The organism is Myxococcales bacterium, assembly GCA_022184915.1.
GTDB lineage: Bacteria > Myxococcota_A > Polyangia > Fen-1088 > Fen-1088 > JAGTJU01.
The window spans coordinates 1,471,650-1,490,093 of sequence record JAGTJU010000001.1 but is presented as its reverse complement, the minus strand read 5'-3'; the positions used below and the strand labels follow the sequence as shown (position 1 = coordinate 1,490,093).

17 protein-coding genes and 1 tRNA gene are annotated in these 18,444 nt (G+C 67.4%); 5 read left to right on the top strand and 13 right to left on the bottom strand.

All coding sequences use genetic code 11. The features are described from left to right. Window positions 1-62: 62 nt before the first annotated feature. The 7 genes from KA712_06175 to KA712_06145 all read right to left on the bottom strand — a co-directional run bounded on the left by KA712_06175 (window position 63) and on the right by KA712_06145 (window position 8,472). Complete coding sequence (locus tag KA712_06175) at window positions 63-1,319, bottom strand: DUF4105 domain-containing protein (GenBank protein ID MCG5052527.1); 1,257 nt, start codon at window positions 1,317-1,319, stop codon at window positions 63-65. Between the two features lie 35 nt (window positions 1,320-1,354). Beyond that, window positions 1,355-2,218, bottom strand: coding sequence for a glutaminyl-peptide cyclotransferase (locus KA712_06170; GenBank protein ID MCG5052526.1), 864 nt, complete (start codon window positions 2,216-2,218; stop codon window positions 1,355-1,357). Between the two features lie 7 nt (window positions 2,219-2,225). Then, window positions 2,226-2,948, bottom strand: a complete 723-nt coding sequence (locus KA712_06165; protein ID MCG5052525.1) for a hypothetical protein — start codon at window positions 2,946-2,948, stop codon at window positions 2,226-2,228. After that, window positions 2,945-4,564 carry a hypothetical protein gene (locus tag KA712_06160; GenBank protein MCG5052524.1) on the bottom strand — a complete coding sequence of 540 codons (1,620 nt, stop codon included), beginning with the start codon at window positions 4,562-4,564 and terminating at the stop codon, window positions 2,945-2,947. Before KA712_06160 ends, KA712_06165 begins: the two co-directional genes overlap by 4 nt. Beyond that, window positions 4,561-6,189, bottom strand: coding sequence for a hypothetical protein (locus KA712_06155; GenBank protein ID MCG5052523.1), 1,629 nt, complete (start codon window positions 6,187-6,189; stop codon window positions 4,561-4,563). Before KA712_06155 ends, KA712_06160 begins: the two co-directional genes overlap by 4 nt. Window positions 6,190-6,337: 148 nt before the next feature. Then, complete coding sequence (locus KA712_06150; GenBank protein ID MCG5052522.1) at window positions 6,338-7,387, bottom strand: hypothetical protein; 1,050 nt, start codon at window positions 7,385-7,387, stop codon at window positions 6,338-6,340. A 77-nt stretch (window positions 7,388-7,464) separates the two neighbouring features. Next, window positions 7,465-8,472 carry a hypothetical protein gene (locus tag KA712_06145; protein MCG5052521.1) on the bottom strand — a complete coding sequence of 336 codons (1,008 nt, stop codon included), beginning with the start codon at window positions 8,470-8,472 and terminating at the stop codon, window positions 7,465-7,467. 325 nt (window positions 8,473-8,797) lie between these two features. Here KA712_06145 and KA712_06140 point away from each other — a divergent pair, with 325 nt between their 5' ends. Beyond that, complete coding sequence (locus tag KA712_06140) at window positions 8,798-9,613, top strand: 1-acyl-sn-glycerol-3-phosphate acyltransferase (GenBank protein ID MCG5052520.1); 816 nt, start codon at window positions 8,798-8,800, stop codon at window positions 9,611-9,613. A 48-nt stretch (window positions 9,614-9,661) separates the two neighbouring features. After that, a complete protein-coding gene (locus KA712_06135; protein ID MCG5052519.1) occupies window positions 9,662-10,246 on the top strand; it encodes a YqgE/AlgH family protein in 585 nt (194 codons plus the stop codon). Window positions 10,247-10,261: 15 nt separating this feature from the next. Here the strand turns inward: KA712_06135 and KA712_06130 are convergent, their stop codons facing one another. From KA712_06130 to KA712_06120, 3 genes are all read right to left on the bottom strand, one after another. Beyond that, window positions 10,262-10,897 (bottom strand): hypothetical protein, encoded by a 636-nt coding sequence (locus KA712_06130; GenBank protein ID MCG5052518.1) that lies wholly within the window; start codon window positions 10,895-10,897, stop codon window positions 10,262-10,264. A 79-nt stretch (window positions 10,898-10,976) separates the two neighbouring features. After that, window positions 10,977-13,358 (bottom strand): hypothetical protein, encoded by a 2,382-nt coding sequence (locus tag KA712_06125; GenBank protein ID MCG5052517.1) that lies wholly within the window; start codon window positions 13,356-13,358, stop codon window positions 10,977-10,979. Between the two features lie 55 nt (window positions 13,359-13,413). After that, window positions 13,414-13,899, bottom strand: coding sequence for a YajQ family cyclic di-GMP-binding protein (locus tag KA712_06120; GenBank protein ID MCG5052516.1), 486 nt, complete (start codon window positions 13,897-13,899; stop codon window positions 13,414-13,416). 123 nt (window positions 13,900-14,022) lie between these two features. Here KA712_06120 and KA712_06115 point away from each other — a divergent pair, with 123 nt between their 5' ends. Further along, window positions 14,023-14,775, top strand: coding sequence for a sterol desaturase family protein (locus KA712_06115; GenBank protein MCG5052515.1), 753 nt, complete (start codon window positions 14,023-14,025; stop codon window positions 14,773-14,775). Window positions 14,776-14,861: 86 nt separating this feature from the next. On the opposite strand, the gene KA712_06110 is transcribed toward KA712_06115, so the two are convergent. After that, window positions 14,862-15,173 carry a hypothetical protein gene (locus tag KA712_06110; protein MCG5052514.1) on the bottom strand — a complete coding sequence of 104 codons (312 nt, stop codon included), beginning with the start codon at window positions 15,171-15,173 and terminating at the stop codon, window positions 14,862-14,864. A 465-nt stretch (window positions 15,174-15,638) separates the two neighbouring features. On the opposite strand from KA712_06110, the gene KA712_06105 reads away from it, so the two are divergent. Continuing rightward, window positions 15,639-16,265, top strand: coding sequence for a sugar phosphate isomerase/epimerase (locus KA712_06105; GenBank protein MCG5052513.1), 627 nt, complete (start codon window positions 15,639-15,641; stop codon window positions 16,263-16,265). A gap of 27 nt (window positions 16,266-16,292) precedes the next feature. Here the strand turns inward: KA712_06105 and KA712_06100 are convergent, their stop codons facing one another. Beyond that, window positions 16,293-16,667, bottom strand: a complete 375-nt coding sequence (locus KA712_06100; protein MCG5052512.1) for a cupredoxin domain-containing protein — start codon at window positions 16,665-16,667, stop codon at window positions 16,293-16,295. A 183-nt stretch (window positions 16,668-16,850) separates the two neighbouring features. Here KA712_06100 and KA712_06095 point away from each other — a divergent pair. Further along, window positions 16,851-16,924 (top strand) — tRNA-Asp (locus tag KA712_06095). Between the two features lie 125 nt (window positions 16,925-17,049). On the opposite strand, the gene KA712_06090 is transcribed toward KA712_06095, so the two are convergent. Continuing rightward, the gene (locus tag KA712_06090; protein ID MCG5052511.1) at window positions 17,050-18,387 is read right to left on the bottom strand and encodes a hypothetical protein; all 1,338 of its coding nucleotides are present in this window, start codon (window positions 18,385-18,387) and stop codon (window positions 17,050-17,052) included. Window positions 18,388-18,444 lie beyond the last annotated feature (57 nt).

The following is an 18,444-nucleotide window of genomic DNA, read 5'->3' as shown; positions in this document are numbered from 1 at the left end:
CCCTCCTCCCGCACGGTCCCTTGCGTTCGGTCGGACCCCGACGCCAGGTGTGCGACAGGTCCTCACGAGGAGGAGGACGTGTTGCGTGCGGCGCGAAACTCCTTGAGGCCCACGGTGGCGGCAAGCCACACAGGCAAGAAAAACACCTGAAAATGCAGGGTCTCTTGACGAAAGCCCGGCAGAAGCTTGAGGACCACACCTGCCAACGACACAAGCAACGTCAACCGCACGAGCCCGTACGTTCGGTGCAGGGCGCGCGGACGCCCCCGCGCCACACCGAGCCCCCACACAGCCAGCGCCAGCAGCCAAGGCGGTGCGAGCAGCAGGTTCTCGTTGGCCTGGCTGCTCGTGTGGTTCGTCGCGAGCCACACGAAAAGCAAAAACGCGCCCGCAAAGCCCACCACGCCCCCGAGCAGCGCCAAGGTGCCCCCCAGCGCCACACGCGCGGCCCGGTGTCGGTGCGCGAGGCGCGCGGCGCCGTAAACGAAGGCCGCCACGAAGAGCCCGGACAGAAGGAACCAGCGCGTGCGCGCCGGGGGGCGCTCGAGCGGAGGCAGGCGGCCGGGCGCGGGGTGCAGCACCACCTCGCGCTTCACGAGCGGCACCTCACCTTCGGGGCGGGCCAGCTTGACCTCCCGCAAAGCCTGCTGGAACACCTGAGGCACGAAGCTTTCCTGCCACCGCGTCGGCGCAAAGTCCGTGCGGCCCGACAGCGCAAAGTCGAGCGCGGTGTACTCCCAAGGAACGTCCGCGGTGAGCCGAAGCGCGTGGGCGCGGTAGCTCTGCGTGCCCGGCACGTCGAGCGCCCGCGCCAACGCCCCGCCGAGCGCGCCATCGATGGCATCCCGCACGCGCGTGGAGCAGTTGTCGACGAAGTAGTCGTAGAGATACTCGCGGTTCGCAGGTCGCGCGTTTTCGTCGAGACGCCGGGCCAGCTCGTGGGCCTCGGCGGGCGTGAGGTCGAGCTCCTGAGCTTCGATCGTTCGATTCGCCTCGCGGTACACCCACAGGGTTTCTTCCAAAGAGGCCACCGAAAGCCAGTAGTAGAAGCGCCCCATGATGAACTTCGGGATCAACGCCGGGCTGTCGAAGGCGAAGGTGCCGAAGTTGTAGACCTGACCACCGCCCCCGGGGGGCTCGATCCAGATCGCATTGTGCCCGAACTTGAAGAAGGGGTGATCTCCCGGGCCCAAGGTGAGCACCCAGGCCCGCGGCGCCGGCGGCTGGGCGTGGGCCACGGAGGGCCGGCCGCCCGCCGCAACGACCAGCGCCACGAGAGCCAACGAGGAATACGCGCACAGCCTGCGAAGCCAGAACATGGAGCGCGAAGCTAGCATCGAAACCCGCTTGCGGTTCAAGGCGCTTCGTCCTGGGGCCGCTCCTCCGCGGGCACGAATTGCACCTCGAAGAGCTTGGGCCAGTTTTTGCCCGTCAGGAGAAACTTGTCCGAGTCGGGAACGTGCGCGATGCCGTTGAGCACGTCCGTACCGGCCCGCTCGAGGGGCGTCAGCAGGCCCGAAGCGTCGATCCAGGCGGTCACGTTGCCGGTCTTGGGATCGATGCGCGCGATCACCTCCTGTTGCCAAACGTTGGCATACACGTGACCTTCCACGCATTCGAGCTCGTTCAAAAACGTCACGGGCGCGCCGTCTTTACGGACCCGCACCTGGCCGAGCGCCGCGAACGAGCGGGGATCGCGAAACGTCAGGCGATCGGAGCCATCACTCATCACCAAACGCTCGCCGTCGAAACACAGGCCCCAGCCCTCTCCTTCGTAGGCGATCTCCTTGTAGGGCCGCAGGCTCACGAGGTCCCAATAGATGGCCTTCTCGTTGCGCCACGTGAGCTGGATGAGATCTCGGTCGACCAGGGCCAGGCCTTCTCCAAAGAGATCCGTGGGCAGCTCTGCACGCTGCTCCACCTCGCCGCGCGTAAGCTCCACCCGACGCACCCCCGAGCGGCCATGCAAGCCCGTACTCTCGAACACCTTGCCCCGGTGCATGAGAAGCCCCTGGGTGAAGGCATTGGGGTCGTGCGGGTAAGACGCCAGCACCCGCACCTTCAGGGACTCCGTCCCTTCGAGCACGGGTGGCGCGTGGCGCTGGCAGCCACCGAGGGCGATGGCCACCAGCCCCCCAACGAAAACGAAGATGCGGCGCACGCGCCCCAGTGTACACAACGGCAGACGCCGGGGCCGCTGGCAGCGCGTGCGATGCATCCCCGCGTTAGAAGTGCAGCGCGAGGCCCAGCCGGCTGTGCGCCCGTGACCGCGCGAGGCTGCCCAGCGGCACCGCCCCGGTGGGCAGTTCGTCGGGACCCACGGACGGCGCCACGCGGAAGTCATAGGAACCCGCCACCGTGTAGCCACCCTCGACGAAGGCGGAGAAGGCCAGCGTGGGCCCGCCCGGCCACCACACCTTGGAGGTGGTGACCGCCCGCACGCCCCCCGAAGCCGTGCCGAAAGGCAGGCTCACGTCGTCGCGCAGGGCCGAGGCACCATAACCCAGGCTGACATCGGCGAAGGACATGCCGCCCTGCAGCTGCACGTAGGGGCGCAGGTGGCGAACCAAGAGCACGTCCACCACGGCCCCCAGCGCCACGTTCGTCTCCTCGAAGCTGGTGGTGTCGCGCTCCCACGCGCTCTCACTCTTGGCGCTCGCAAGCACGCCCCCTAGCGACAGCCCCACGCGCCCGGCCGAGACCACCCGCACCTGGGCACCAAGCCCCCCGCCTTGCAGCGAAGGGTTCTGCGACACGAGCGCATAGCCATCGCCCCGTAGGTAGCCCGTATGCACGAAGCCTTCGACACTGAAGCGCGGCAACGCACCTCCTGATGACGCCTGCAGTGTGGTCTCGGGCGGTTGTCCGCTCGGCACCTGTGCATGCGCAACGCCGCTCGTCACACCGCACAGGGCGGTGGCTGCCAACGTGAATACCAGGCGTTTCATCGAACGTTCCTTTCCGTACGGGAGAGCAGGTCCTGGGCCCAAAAGCCCTCGAGTGAACGGGCCGTTGCGCGGCTCGGCGCGGCGGCATCGAGCGCCGTCACGTGCCCGAGCGGGTGAGGATGAGACACCAACACCCGGGGTGTGCCATCGGTGTCGAGCGTCACCATCACGTCGTCCACGGGCGCATCCAGCCGCACCTCACCCACGGCCAGCTGCCCGGCGCTGAGGTTCAAAAAGCCCAGGCGATCGCTGGTTGAAAGCAGCCACAGCAGATTCGGCAGCGCAGGCCCGGACCGCACCGCGAAGATTCCTGACCCGCTGCCGATCGGCAGCACCTGCCGCGCGGCCAGGTCGAGCACGGTGAGCCCGCTGCCTGCGTGCCGAAGCACCACTCGCAAAAGCGGCGTGTTCGGCACCACGTCCGACGCGGGCGCGGCCAAGTTCACCACCTCCAGATTGCGGGTCTTGAGCGTCTCGAGGCTCACGAGGTCCACGAACGTGGCCTTGGGCATGCTGCTCGAAACCAACAAGGCCTGAGCCGTGGGCATGACGTTGCCAGGGGAAGCCCCTGCCCAGGTCACGATCGAGCCCACGTCGTGTTCGAGCGGCACCTTGAGGCTGCGGCTCGACACGGGGTCCACCACGGTCACGTCCGGGTCGGCACCGGCCACCATCAGCCGTAGCCCCTGACCCGCATCGAAAAGCGCCATGTCTCGCGGCGCACGACCTGCGGCCAACTGACTCAGCACGGGGCGAAAGTCATGCCCTCCCGGCTGCCGCTCGGTGGGCGCCAGGGGCATGAGGCGTATCGAGAAGATGTCGCTGCCGCCCACGACGCGCACGAACACGAAAGGCCCCATGGGATCGAAGAGGACCTGGGCCGGAAGAAGCACCCGCGGATCATCCGAAAGGGTGAGCGGGATCGTGATCGGCGTGCGCAGCGGCTGCCCCAAATCCATGAGCGTCACGTAGTTGCGCGAGCGCACCAGCACCAACGAGCGCGCCCCGTCCGGCAGGACCAGCGCGGGCGAAAAATCGATGCCCGTGGGCACGCCTCCCAAGCTGGGGACCAACCGCGGTGAGGCCACCGGCGTGGCCTCGGCCAGATCCACCACGGCCAGTTGATTGGGATTGAACGCCACGGCCGAGCCGCCGGGATTCATGGCTCCGAAGAACATCACGACGAAGCGGCCGTCAGGGCTCTGCGCAAATTGGTCGTAGCGGGCATCGAGGGGGACCTTCACCGGCGGAGCCTCGGCAGCGGCCGGCATGACCCACAGGGCAGGAGCTTCTTCTTCCACACCCCGTGCACCCACCACCCCCTGCGTGAGCACGAGCAGGTGATCGAGGGGCCCGTGGCGGCGCTCCGTCTTCACGGCAAAGCGGCCCACTTCCCCCACCCGGGCCTTGGGCGCGCCCGCCTCTACGGACACGAAAAAAACGGTCCCGGTGTCAGGCTCGACATACGCCCACCCCCGGGTCAACGCCACCCGCCCGGGTGGTTGCACGCTCTGCGGATGAATCTCCCTGTAATCCCCGCACGCCGTGGCCAGCGCTCCTGCGAGCACCAGCGCCGACAGCCAGGGGCCTTTGCCTCTCTCAGTGACGAACGTCATTGGCGAATGCCTCCATTCAACTCGAACCCGGTGACCGACTGGACCTCACCCGAGACCCAATCGATGAAACTGAGGCGCCCCGCGGGATGCATCTGACTGACGAACACGCGGTTGCTGCCCACCAAGGTGGCGATCGCCAGCGGGGGGCTACCAAGGACGAAATCCTTCACCAAAAAACTCTGCAGATCGATCTGCTGGGCCACCCTCAGATCGCGCGCGTCGTCGCGCAGGAGCACGAAGGCGCGGCTCGAATCGGGCACGATCGCCAGCGGCCCCGGCTCGGCCGCCGTGAGCTGCAGCTTCGCAAACCCACTGGCCAGCGCGACCACGGAGTAACCGAAGGCGCGATCAATCTTGCTCTCGACGTCGAGCCCGGGCGCTTCGGGATCTCCGGCCTGCTTCGTGTGCAGCACCACAGCGGCGCCGCCCGAAGGTGCGATGGCCACACCACGCACGCCCTTGCGCAGAACCACCGCCCGCGGCGCCGCCGTGCCGTCTACCGCCACCAACAGCGCCCGCTCGGCGTCTCCCACCGTGGTGTAGAGAAAGGCCATCTTGCCATCGGGGGTCAACGTGGCCGAACCCACCACGTCGTCGGGGAAGGTCTGCACCACCCGGGCGTTGGCGTCGGAGAACCCGAGCGGCAACGGCAAGGTCAGCATCTGCTTGGCTTCGCGCAGAACGGCCACGGCGAAGGTGCCATCCGGGGCCAGATCGAGGTCCGTCACGGCGGCGCCGAGGGTGAGCTTGGTGGCGATCCCCGTCTGCAGATCCACCAGCGACACCTCCGCGCTGCCCTCTTTGCGCCCAAGCGCAAACTTGCCATCCGGCGTGATCGACACATCGGCAGCGCCCATCTGTGCCGCCGCCTGTAAAGGCACCAAAGGCACCACGGCGGGCGCCGTGATCTGAGCGAAACGAACGATCGAGACCCCATCGTCCGTCACCACGAAGGCCGATGTGTCATCCGTCGAGAAGCTCACGGCGCTCGGCCGAAAGCCCACGGTGAGAGGAATCGCCACGTCGCCCTGGGGCGAGAGGCGAATCAGCGACACGTCTTGAAAGCTTCCCGCGCCCCCAAGGCCCCCGTCGATACGGCTGTCGTACCAGGCCAGGGCGTGGGAGCCGGACGGCGACACGGAGATGCGGTTGACTCCCGCGCCTACGGGCAGCGTGCTCACGCTCACCGCAGTGGGGGTGGCGCGCAGCACGCTCAGATCGGCGGAGCCCGCGTTGAGCGCCAGGGCCACGTCTTTTTGATTCACGGTCACCAGGGCGGCCGGCTTGTCCCCCACCTCGACGGTGCGGATCGCCAGATTGCTCGAGTCGATCACCGCCACCGTGTCGCGACGAGGGTTGGCCACGAACACGTACTGCGCCCCAGCGCGGGGCACCTCGAAGTCCACCTGCACCTCGGTTTCGGGCGGCAAGGCCCCGGCAGATCCGCCGCTGCCGCTCGTGCCCGCGTCCGCGCCGCCGCCCGGGTCCGTGGGCGGTCCGCTCGGGAAACCGGAACCGGGGCCATCATCGAACTCCCCGGAGGTGCCGCTTTGATCGGCATCGCCCGCACAGGCGCCCACGGTCAGCAAGAGGCCCCAGAGGGGCCAGCCCTTCAACGTTCTCAACGCGTGTCTTGGCATGTCACCTGGCCGTTACAGCAAGGCGCATGCCGCGACGAAAGCCTCCAAACTCACGAAATGTGCGGCACTTTTGCTTCCGAAGCCCTGCAACCGCGGCACGTGTGTCGCGGTTGAGTCGTGCCGCCCACGGGCCTCAGTCGCGGCGGCCCATCACCAGATCCACCAGATCCGAAAGCGGGCACGTGGCAAGCGCGATCGAGGTGTCACACACGCCGTAGTAAAGATAAACCAGGCCATCCTTCACCACGTTGGCCGTGGGAAAGACCACGTTGGGAATGTAGAGCCCGAACTTTTCGTAATAGGCCTCGGGCTCCATCACGGGGAAGGGATAGCGCGCGATCACCTTGCGCGGGTTCTCGAGATCCAGCATCAGCGCCCCCAGGCGGTACACCACCGTCTTGCGCGTCGGATCGCGGGTCTCCACGCCGTGGTAAAGAATGAGCCAGCCCTCATCGGTCTTGAGCGGCGGGGTAGAGCCGCCAATGCGGTTGTTCTCCCAGTCGAACTCGGGCTCGACGATGATCTCGGGCGGCGACCAGGTCTCGAGATCCGTCGACTCGGACAGCTGGATGTACCCCTTCATCGGCCCCTTGTGGTTTGCATCGACGAAGGGCAAGGGACGACGCAAGACGAAGTACTTCCCCCCGATGCGCTCGGGGAAAAGAATCACGTCGCGGTCGTCGAGATCCGGCGCGGTGATCCAACTGTGGAAGGTCCAGTCGTAGAGGTTTTTCGAGGTCGCCAGGCCCGAGCGCGTCTGGTTGTCCCGCGGGTTGCCCGAAAAACCGGGAAAATCCGTTTGATGCGACTCCGGCACGCCCACGCCCGTGGGGTGCGAGCTCCACGCGAAGGGCCGGAACGCAAACGTCATGTAGAACGTGTCGTCGATCTTCACCACGCGGGGGTCCTGCACGCTGCCGTACTCGCTGCCCGCCATCGTGGGTGTGAACACCGGGTCCGGACGTGAGAGTGTGAAGTTCACACCATCGTCGCTCTCCAACATGCCCACGGTGCAAATGAACGGGCGCAGGCTGCCGGCGGCCCGCTCGTACATGTAGAAACGGCCCCCTTCGTAGATGACTCCGGGGTTGAACACGGTGGCCAAGCGCCACGGCTGCCCGCCGGGCGTGACGATCGGGTTTTGTGGGTGGCGCGCGAACGAGACGGTCTTGGGCAACGGCATGGGGCGGTGAGATCACCGCGCCCCATGCGAGCTGTCAAGCCCGCGCAGGGCCCCGGCCTCCCGTGCGACCCCGGGCCTCAGCGCCGCCAGCCGCTGCCGCCGCCGCGGCTGCCGCCCCCACCCCCGCCCCCGCGAAAGCTGCCGCCCCCGCCGAAGCTTCCGCCTCCGAACGAGCCACCCGGAGAGCTCCGAAACCCGCTGCCCCCACGCCAGCCACTGCTGCTGGCAGGCGCACGGAACGTATCGCGGCCGCCCCCGTAATAGCCGCCCCAGCCGCCACCCCAGCCGCCCCAGCCGCCCCAGCCCCAGTAGGGGTATCCCCACCCTCCGAACCAGGGGTCATATCCCCAACCCCCGGCCCACCCCGCGCCCCACCCCGCGCCCCAGTAGGGCCCCCACCACCAGCCGGGTCCCACGTGCAGATGCACCCGCGAGGAGTAGGCCGGGCTGTAGGCGTATTGGTACGCGTAAGGCTCGCGCCCGCTTTGCCGTTCGAACACCGTTTGCTGCGCGATGACCCCCCGCGAGCCCTTGACCTGCCACGCAAAGGTGAGCTTGGGGGGATCACCCTCTTCGGGCAGGGGATAGTAGAGATCCAGGTTGCCCTTTTGCCCGGGCGGGATGCTGACGATGGGGCTGCCCCCCGAGCCCTCGGCAAAAGCGGGTCCCATCGAGCCCTGTGACTGTCCCTCGCCCAACGTCACCATCTGGTCGCGCGCATCGAGCACCCAGGGCCCCTCACCTTTTTCGTTGGCCACCGCGATGCGCAGGTGCAGATAGTTCGAAGGCCCGCCGTTGCCCACGGGCAGTTTCTCCCCGCCGAGGGACATGATGTACGCGGTCCCCTGAGGTGCATTCTGAGGAATCGCGTAGGCCGAGGCGCTCGGCGCGGCCTGGCCGGCGGGGGCGTATTGAGTGCGCGCAGTGGCGCAGGCACCCATCGAACCCACCGCCGCCACGACCAGGCTCAGCCGCAGCCAAGACGCCAGAGGTGACGCCGGGCGTCCGGAATGCGCGGCCTCGAGAGGCGCGGCCCTGACGACGGGCGGGGAGGGAAAGGGGCGACGAGCAACACGCGCTTTCATGGCAGCTCTCCTAAGCACGAAGGCCGAAGGCACGAAGGCAATCACCTTCGGCACCCGGAGAAATCTATTGCGTTGCCGCCGCATGTGCCACCCCATCGCTCGCCCCCTCCGCCCAGGCCCCGCGGGGGCGGTCCCCCTGTCCCTGGCGCGTCCCACGCGGCCAAGGACTTGGTCGCCCGCGCCCGGTATACTATGCGGCCTTTCTTCTTCGCTCCCGTTCGCGCCCGCGGGCCCCGCGGGGCGTCCCGGCGATCACCCCAGCGCCAGCGGTGCCCCTTCTTTCGTGCGCCTCCGTGCCTTGTCGACCCAGCTCTCCCCGATGCCCATGACCTCAGAAACGCAACCTGCCCCCCACCCCGCGCACGCCACCGCGGCCCCGCCCCGCGGCGAGCCCCTGCCCCTGCGGCTCGGCTACGTTGCCTTGAACCTGGTCCAGGCGGCCTTCGTCGCGGTGTGGACCGCCTTCTGTGTGTCTGCGGCCTGCGTGGCGCTGCTCGTGTCGCGGCGGCTGCCGCTCGTCATGGCGCGGCACCTCTGGGCGCCGCCCCTCGTCAGGATCTCGGGCGCGCGCCTCGAGGTGAGCGGCCACGACAACGTGCGGCGGGACGAACCTCAGATCTTCGTCAGCAACCACCAGTCGATGTTGGACATCGCACTCGTGTTTCAGGCCATTCCCGTCAACCTGCGCTTCGTGCTGAAAAAAGAGCTGGCCTATGTGCCGTTCATCGGGCTCTTCGCCTGGGCAACCGGCATGATCTTCGTCGACCGCAAAAACCGTCGTGCCGCCGTGGCCAGCCTCGAGCGCGTGGGCCGCCTGGTCCGCGCGGGGCGCACGATCATCGCGTTCCCCGAAGGAACGAGGTCGCGGGGCCAGGGCATTCTGCCCTTCAAAAAAGGTGTGTTCGTCTCCGCCGTCGCGGCGCAGGTGCCCGTGGTGCCCGTGGCCATCGAGGGCGCCGATCGGGTGCTGCCGAGCGACGGCTTTCGCGTCCGTCCGAGCGTGGTGCGCGTCAAGATCGGAACCCCCATTCCCACCCAGGGTCTCTCGCAGCCCGACGCAGAGCACTTGATGCGGCAGGCGCGTGAGGCCGTCACATCGCTTTACGACAGCATTCGGCTGCCGCCCGCCTCCTTGCACTGAACGGCCCTGCCATGGGCGGCCTTGCGCGGTATGCTTGAAGGGTCGCCCATGAACGAACAGATTTTGGCGCCTGGGTTGTTGTTGGCCTCGCCTCGTCTTGGGGATCCGAACTTCGACCATACGGTGGTCCTGCTCGGGCATCACGATGCCAAGGGCGCACTCGGCTGGGTGATCAACGGGCAGCCGCTGATGACCGTGCGCGAGCTTTTGGTCAGCTCGGGCCTGTGGACCCGGGGCAAGGATCTGCCACCCAGCCCTTCGTTTGACCGCTTGGCGCGTGTGGGCGGGCCAGTGGATCCCGTGACGGGCTGGCTGCTCTACCGGGAAAGTCACGAGGCCATGGCCAACGAATTGCCGCTCGGCCCCTCCCTGACGGTCTCCGGCGACACGGACTCACTGCTGTCCGTGATGCGGGGAGAGGGCCCCCACGAGTTTCGGATGGTGATCGGCTATTCCGGCTGGGGCCCTGGCCAGTTGGAAACCGAGATTCGGGAGGGCGCCTGGCTTCCGGCACCCCTCGATCCGGCCCTGGTGTTCGATACACCCAGCCACACCGTGTGGCAGGAAGCCTACCAACGCGCGGTGGGCACCAGCCCCGGCGCATTTTCCACCGGGCGCCGCGGGCAGGCCTGAGCCGCCGCGTGCGCGCTAGGCATCAGGCGCGCCGCCGTCCGGACTGGGTAGCGGGTTCTCTTCAATTGGCGCCGGCTCCGGCTCCGGGGGTGCGATCTCGGCCGGGCTCAGCGTTTCCGGAGGGCCAAGCGGTGAGAGGCCCAAGAGCTTGCGGCGGGTTTGGTAAAGCGGCGCGCCGAAGAGCAACTCCGACAGACAGATGTGGTAGGGCAGCGGGATCATCTCGCGGCCGGTGGTGCCGATGGCCGCGTCCTCCGTGGTGACCACGCGCCGCACCCCGGCGCGTTCCGACCACCGCACCTCCAGCTCCACGCGTTCGGCCTTCATGAGCTCGTTTGGCACCCGCTTCCAGTTTTCCCGGAGCAGCCGGCGCAGCGTCTGTAGCTGAAAGGGCGCCTCGAAGGCGAACGTGGTCCGGCCGCCGCTTTGGCGTTTGCCGTCGGTGCGCTCCATCTCGTTCGCGGTGACCACCTCGGGCGGCTCGGCTTTCTTCAGCACGAGCGTGTCGTGGTACTCCTGAAGGCCGCAGAGATCGTCGTAGACCACCGCCTGCGGCGTGGTGTCGCTCAAGTCACGTTGGATGGCGATCCCGCAGCCGGCGAGCCCCACGAGGGCCGCTCCCAACCACCACGTTGCTCCCGTTTTCGTCATGCGCGCGTCGACCCTCAATCGGTTGTTGCAGCGCGTACATTAGCGCGCCCTGGGCCCAGAACGCAAAACCGCGGCACGCTCAGCGTCGGGTTTTCGAGGCGCCCCGCAGGGCCCGGGCCTGCTCGGGGTTGATGACGGGGGGAGGAGCGACCACCGGCACGCCCGCGTCGGGGGCGCGGGCCTCTGCGGCGGGCGCGTCCGCGGAGGCTGGATCCGCAGGAAAACCGGCAGCCGGCAGGGTCTGGCCCACCTCGCCGCCAGCAGGCCCGAGATCAATCCCGCCCTCCTCACCGTCATCGCCCCGCGTGGCCTGATTGTAGTCCACGCCCGGCTTGCGCACGAAGGCCGTGATGGGCTTGTCGAGCTTGCCGATCAGGTTGCCCTCGAGCACCTCGACCTTTAGCGGCTCTTTCAGCCGAAAGTAGTAGCCACGGCTGCCGAGGGCGTACTCGAACACCTCCCCCTCGTGGCTGAAGCGCTTGCGAATGCCGAGCTTCTGATCGCCCAAGCGCTCGAAAGGCGTGTGGCGTAGCACGAAGCCGAAGAGCCGCACCGCCCGGATGTTCACCAGGCGGTGACACCCGTGCGAGTAGCGCCGGGCGATCGAGGTGTAATCAACGGAGCCGTGGGTGCGGATCTGGTTGTCGAACAGGCCCCCTCCTGGCGTCACCTGGTGATGAATCGCCATCACCAATCCATAGGCCGATTGAAAGCCCGGCCCCACCACATCGGTGTTCACCACCGTCTCGGGCTTGGCCACGGGGCTCCACTTCTTGCGGGTGAGCATGTCCTTCGGGGGTGTACCGTCCGGCGGCACCCATACGGGCGAGACCACGATATGCTTCCAGATCCGCGGCCCCACGTCGCTGTTTTTGTACTTGTAGTACACGTTGCCATCGGGGTGGCGTTCACTGCGCCACGAACCGATGGTGGTGCGCCAGCGCGCAAGCGGGATCCTCTGCTGGTTCCAGGTCACGAACAAGGTGAGATGCGGGTAGCGTCGCCGCGGCTGCGGCACCTCCTTGCCCGCTTCATCGAAGGGAAAGTCGTACCAAACATCTCCCCGATCGATCTCGGCTTCGAGCTTCATCGTGGGTCCGTAGTAGGGGGGCTTGGGCGGGGCCTGGAAGGCCACCTTGAAGGTGCCAAGCGCGTTGCCATCCACGGCGTCGAGCAGCGCCTCCACATCCTCGGCAGAGCGCACGCCCAGGGCACGCACGAACGCCTCCCGGTACGCGCCCAGAAGGTCGTGTACGGCACGCTCTTGTCCCGTCTCGTCCCGGTACCGCGCCGCTTTGCCCAGCAAGGCCACGCTTTCGTCCTCGATGATCCCGGCGGCATCGGCCAGCCGCTCGGTGACGACGCGCAAGAAGGTCTCGTATTCCAGCGTGAGCGGGGCCGCAGCCAACGCGGCGGTGGTCTCCCCGCCCAGGATGCCCCAGGAAAAGATGTCGTTTTTGCGCTCGAAGAGCGCCAGCGCCTCGTGCGTGACGAGATCGAAGAGCCCCTCCGTGAACTTGTCGCCGGGCTTGATGAGCCCCTCACAAAGCAAGCGCTTCTGCGCGGCCCGAATGGCCGCAAGCCGCAGGCGCGCCTCGCGGGCACGCAGCACCCGGGGGGCTTTATCGGGGTGCGCCGCCAGAGCGTCCTCGTCGCTGCCCGCTTCCCCGCGGAAGGCGGCGGCCGCCGCCGCGTCGGTCACCGCAAGCTGCTGCAGCGTCGCCAGCTCTTGCGCAAGCCAGGCGGCATCGGCCTCCGCTTGCTGGAACTCGCGCTTGGACACGGTGAGGCTTTGGTACGAAACGCTGCCGCCGAAGGCCCGCAGGGCCGCGCTGTCCACCTCGGCAAAGCACGAGGCCCGCGCCCGGGCCTGCTGCACGCGCTTGCGCAGCACCGACAACGTGGGTGGGATGCCATAAGGCTCGAGGTAGTTGTCGACAGGCTGGGCGGCAAGCCGCGCCAGATCGCGCTGGCGCCGGATCTGCCGCTCTTCCTCGTAGGCTTCACGCTGGCGCGGCGTAAGCCCGGCGGGCACCGAGGGGATGACTTTCGTGGGCCCGTCGCCGCGCAGGTAGAGTACGTCGGGGTCCACCCGGTCGTTGGCAAGCTCGATGAAGATCTGCCGGTAGGGCTGCGGCTTTGGTGCCGCCCCATCGGGATCCTGTTCACTGAAGATGAAGGGCGCCCACTCGTCCCCGAGGTCCACCACCGTATAGCCCGCGGCGCGTGCCTCGGTTTCGTCCATCACCTGCCCGGCGCCCTCGCGCAGGGCGTAGACTTGCCCCGCCTCCAAGGGTCCGCGTCCCTGCCAGGGCGGCGGCGTCTTCGGGGGGGGCGGTTCCTCAGGCGCCGGCGGCGGCGCAGGTGGGGACGGGGGCCTCCCCCGTTCGGGACAGGCCGAGAGCGTGCCCAGGGCCAGCACACAGGCGGCTAGGCGCAGGGAGACAGGACGAAGAAACACGCGGCGAGCATAGTCGCCCCGAACGCGACCGTCGGTTTTTCCACCACGCCCGGCCTCACTCCCGGAAGTTCGTGAACTGAAGATCGATGCCGAAGTCTTCTTTGCGCAAAAAGGCGATGACGGTTTGCAGGTCGTCACGGTTTTTTCCGGTGACGCGCAGCTCCTCCCCCTGAATCTGGGCCTGCACCTTGAACTTCGCGTCCTTGATGGCCTTCACGATCTTTTTGGCCGTTTCGATCTCGATGCCCTGCTTGATCTTCAGGGTCTGACGTACGGTTTTGTGGGTCGCCTCCTCCAGCTTCTGGGGATCCAGGCAACGCGCCGAGACGCCTCGTTTCACCATACGTTCCCTCAGGATTTGCACCGCGGCGTCCAGATGCGGCTCGTCGGAGGTGCGAATGATGATACCCGCCTCCACCTTCTCGAAGGTGGTGTCGGTGCCGCGAAAGTCATAGCGCGTGGAAACTTCCTTCTGCGCCACGTTGAGGGCGTTGTCGATTTCCATCTGATCCACTTTCGAGACGACATCAAAGGATGGCATGGGCGCGTTTTTTAGCAGATTTCGCCCCTTGGCTGAAACCGCCCCGGATCTGGGGCATAGTGAAGTAAGGACCGGCAACGTGCGTCCCGCCTCTTGCCCTCGGTCCCGAAAGGAGAAGGTTCCATGCCCCCATCGGCGAAACTCCCCAGGGTGGTGGCCATGTTCGATCGCGAGGCCGCGATCCCCCAGGGCTACTCGGCCGGGCGGCACATCGCCCAGACGCTGCTGCTCAGCACGGTCATCGTCTCAGGCGCGCTCTATCTGGCACGGGGGGCGGCGCCCCTCGACTGGCTGCTGCTGCCCGCCTTCTGGGTGGCGGGAAACTTCATCGAGTGGGCGTTCCACAAGGGGCCGATGCACCGGCCCACGAAGGCGCGGATCCTGTACGTGAACCACACGCTCGTCCACCACCGGGCGTTTCTGCACGACACCATGCCCGTGCGGAGCTTCCGCGAGTTCGGCCTCATCCTGATGCCCTGGTACACGATGATGCTGCTCCTGGTCCTGGCCTCGCCGATCGCCGCTTTGGCGTGGGCCTGGCGTGGTCCGGGCGCGGTGGGCATCTTCTACCTCTTCGCGATGGGCTACTTCCTGTCGTACGAGGTCCTCCACGGGCTGTACCACGTGCCCGAAGCCTTCGCGCAGAAGCTGGGTCTTCACAAAAACCGCGTGTTCCAATTTTTGAAGGCACACCACGCGCACCACCACCGGCTGGACCGCATGTCCCACAGCAACTTCAACGTCACCATTCCCCTGTGGGACAAGCTCATGGGCACGCGCGAGGTGCCCGCGCTGGAGGCCGACGCGGCCGAGACGGCCAAAGCCTGGGACGACCAGCTCGGTCCCAAAGAGCGCCAGGTGGCCGAAGCCTCTTGACGCCCGCACCCTGAACGCAGACGCAAAAACGCCGGCGCGCCCCACCCTCTGTGGGACGCTCCGGCGGTGATGAGGCCCGCGAAGGCCTAGATGGTCTCGGCGGCGTCGACCTCGGCGGCGTCGACCTCGCCTGCGTCGGCAGTCGAAGCGTCACCCGCGCTTGCGTCGGTCGCAGCGGCGTCGCCGACCGGGGCATCGACAGACGCGTCACCCATGGTGCCGCCCGTACCCGTGCCACCGGTTCCCGTGCCACCCGTGCCGGTGCCACCCATTCCGCCCATGCCCATCGGGGCGTCAGCGGCCGCATCGAGCGGTGCGCCCGAGACGTCGTCGTCGTCCGAACAGCCGGCGATCGCACCCACACCAAGAAGAACCGCTGCGAGAAGATACTTTTTCATCTGTTTATGCTCCTGAATTCGTTACCCAAGCTAAGGGCTATCTAGATTCAAACGGACCATAGAAAAGGTTCACCAGAATGTCAAAATAGACTTTCGGGTCCTGTGCTATCGGCCCCCCCCGTGAGGGCGAGCACCCGCGGAGCAACCGTGGGCTTTGCGCCCCGGCCGAGCTGGCCTATCTTCCTGCCATGGCCGCCGTGATGACCGCCCCTCGCCCGTTGCCCGTCGTGTCGCGCCCGCCCCCGTCACGCCCCGGCCCGCGCGTTCGGCCGCCGGCGGCTCGGTCAAGGGCTGGCCGCCGCGGCCCTGGGCATCGCCTCGACACGAGGCCCCCGCGCTGAAGGCAAGCCTGCGGCGCCCGCGCTCAAACTGGGCCTGGCTTCCTATTCGCTGAGGAAGCTCTCGATCGACGAGCTCATCGCGGCGTGCCAGTCGCTGGGCCTCACGCACCTGACGCTCAAAGAGATGCACCTGCCCCGGGAGCCGGAGGCGCTCGCGGCCGCCGTGGCGAAGTACGCGGCCGCGGGCATCACGGTGAACGGCGTGGGCGTCATCAACATGAAGAACGAGCCCGAGAAGGTGCGGCAAGACTTCATGTACGCCCGCGCGGCGGGTGCGCCGCTCATCATCGCGGCGCCCGAGCCCGAGGCGCTGGACCTGGTGGAGAGCCTGGTCAAGGAGTTCGGCCTGCCGGTGGCCATTCACAATCATGGTCCCGAGGACAAACACTACCCGGGCCCTTCGGACGTCATGAAGCACATTGCCAAGCGGGACAAGCGCATCGGTGTGTGCATGGACGTGGGCCACACGGTGCGGGCGGGGGAAGATCCCGTGGCCCTGGTGAGCAAGCTCGGGCCCCGCCTGATGGACCTTCACATCAAGGACCTCCTGAAGAACAAAACCGACAAGGCCAGCCAGGTGGAAGCGGGCCAGGGGGCGATCGATCTGGCGGGTCTGATGAAGGCCCTGCACCGCCGCCGTTACGCCGGCCAGGTGGGGCTGGAATACGAGATTCACCCCGAAGACCCCTTGCCGGGCATCCGCGCGTCGCTGGCGTACCTGCGGGGCGTCAAGGCCGGGCTCGAGGCCTGAGGGGGCGTGCGGTCGCCCGCGGGGGGGTCAGCCCGGGCTGATGACGATGGCGCCCTTGTACATGCCCATGCCGCAGGTGAACTGGATTTCGCGCGCGTCCGTGGGCATGACGGTCACGGTCACCTCCTCGCCGAGGGGCAGCGGCTTGCGGAGGTTCTGCGCCGGGAACACGATCTCGTCGCCGCAGCCGACGTCCGAGACGCGCTTGAAGACGAGGGTCACGGGTTTGCCGGGGGGCGCGGCGATGGTGCTGGGGGTGTAGCCGTTCTGGTCGACCTGCACGCGCACGCTGCCGTCGAGGCCCACGGGCGCGATCTTCGGGGCTTCCGCCTCACGTTTGCAGCCGCCGACGGCAAAGAGAGCCAGCAGCAACCCTGCGAAAACGCGTACGATGGAGGTCATGACCCGGGAAAGCCAAGCAGGGTTTCGGGGGCTTTCAACCCCCACCGGCGGGAGGGCGGGCGGCCAGGGCGGCTGCCTCGAATTCCCAATAATTCAGGATTGACACCCCGTTTCGACGCCCTTATATCTACTCGCCCTGGCTGACGGCAACGTCCGCTCTGGCCTAAAAAAACTTAAGATTAAGGGGTGGTAGTTAAGTCGGTTATAACGCCGGCCTGTCACGCCGGAGGCCGCGGGTTCGAGTCCCGTCCACCCCGCCTCGAAAGCTCCGAACCTTCAGGTCCGGGGCTTTTCGTTTTTCGGGGGTCATGTGCCCTGGGCGTGCGTGGCGCGGTACCGCCTGGCTCACGGACCGCGGTCGCGTCGGGGGGAGACTCAGACCTCACGACGCCGCGCCTTCGGCGTCGCGCTTGATGTGCTCGAGCACGCGCAGGTGAATGGCGTGCACGAGGCCCCGCGCCATCAGATGCCAATAGGGCGCGGGCTCCATGTCCAGGGTGAACCAAGTCGTGCCCTCAACCCGGGTGCGTCGGGGGCCCTCGGGGTAGAGGCGGAACTCGCCCCGGCGGCTGCGAAAGGTCGAGGTCAAGTGAGGCGCCAGCACGTGTTCGTAAAAGCTCAACTCCGTCATGGTGGGTGGCTGCTCCCTCACGTCGAAAGCCAGATGGGTTGGAGGGCTCCACACCGTGATCGGCTCGACGAACGCACCGGTCGAGAACTCGCAACGGCGTACGCTGCCGACGCCTTCTCCCAGCAGCCGCGCCCGAACCGGGTAGGCAACACCCGCACGAAAGAGCCAACCTGGCGCTTCCGTGATCTCTGTGAAGGCCACCACCTTCGACCAGGTCTCTTCGGCGCTCGCTTCGATGGTGATGGACGAGGTCACACGCGTCTCCGTCAGCGGAGGCGTACCGAACCCAGAAAGTGCCGTCAGGCCCGTCAGCAACACGGCCCACGCGGTGAGCGGCCCCGCCAGGCCCAAGCCGCGCCTTGCGGCCTGGCGTCCCAGCAGCGCGCCCAGCAAGGCTGGCACCCAGGCCAGCGGCAGCGCCATACCAATGCAGATCACTCCGTCCAGCGCTGAAACCAACAGGCCTCCCGCCGAAAACAACAGCGCAAGCGTCATCACGCCAATGGTTGAGCTCACGTCACGGGCACGGCCGCGGTTGAACATCCAGCCGGCCACGGCCCCCGTTACGAAGGGGGTGCCGAGGAACAGGCCCATGGAATAGCTGTTGAACGACAGCGTCGAGAGCGCCACCAGGACCACGGTCACGGCCGCCGAGAGCAGCGCTGCGCGAATTCCCGAGCGGGGCTGCTGCGCGGGTGATTCCACCAGGTCGGCGTCCACCTCGCGACTAGGCGCGAGGGCCAGGAAGAGGATGATGGCCAGGTTGATGACGGGCAGAAAGAACAGCAGGGAAAGCAGCGGAGACATGCCCGCGTCCACCGATCGGCGGGCCGTCATGGACGCCCCTACCCAGGCAAACGGCAAGCTCGAGGCCACCAGAGCCACCATGAGCAAGGGCGGCAGGGTCTCGAAGCGCGCCAGCAGCGGGTTAAAAAAACTGAGGGGGGTCCAAAGCCGCTGCGCCCCCGCGTACACCAGCGCCACCTCCAGCCCGTACTTCAGGGCCATCAGCCCCACCCCGCTCGCCAGGTAGCGCCGCCGGTCAACGCGCAAGGTGAAGCCGAACCACAGCCGTAGCAAATCCCTCATGAAGCTTCCTGGGGCTGCAGCGTAACCCAAGCCAAGCCAAATGGCCGCTCGCCACCG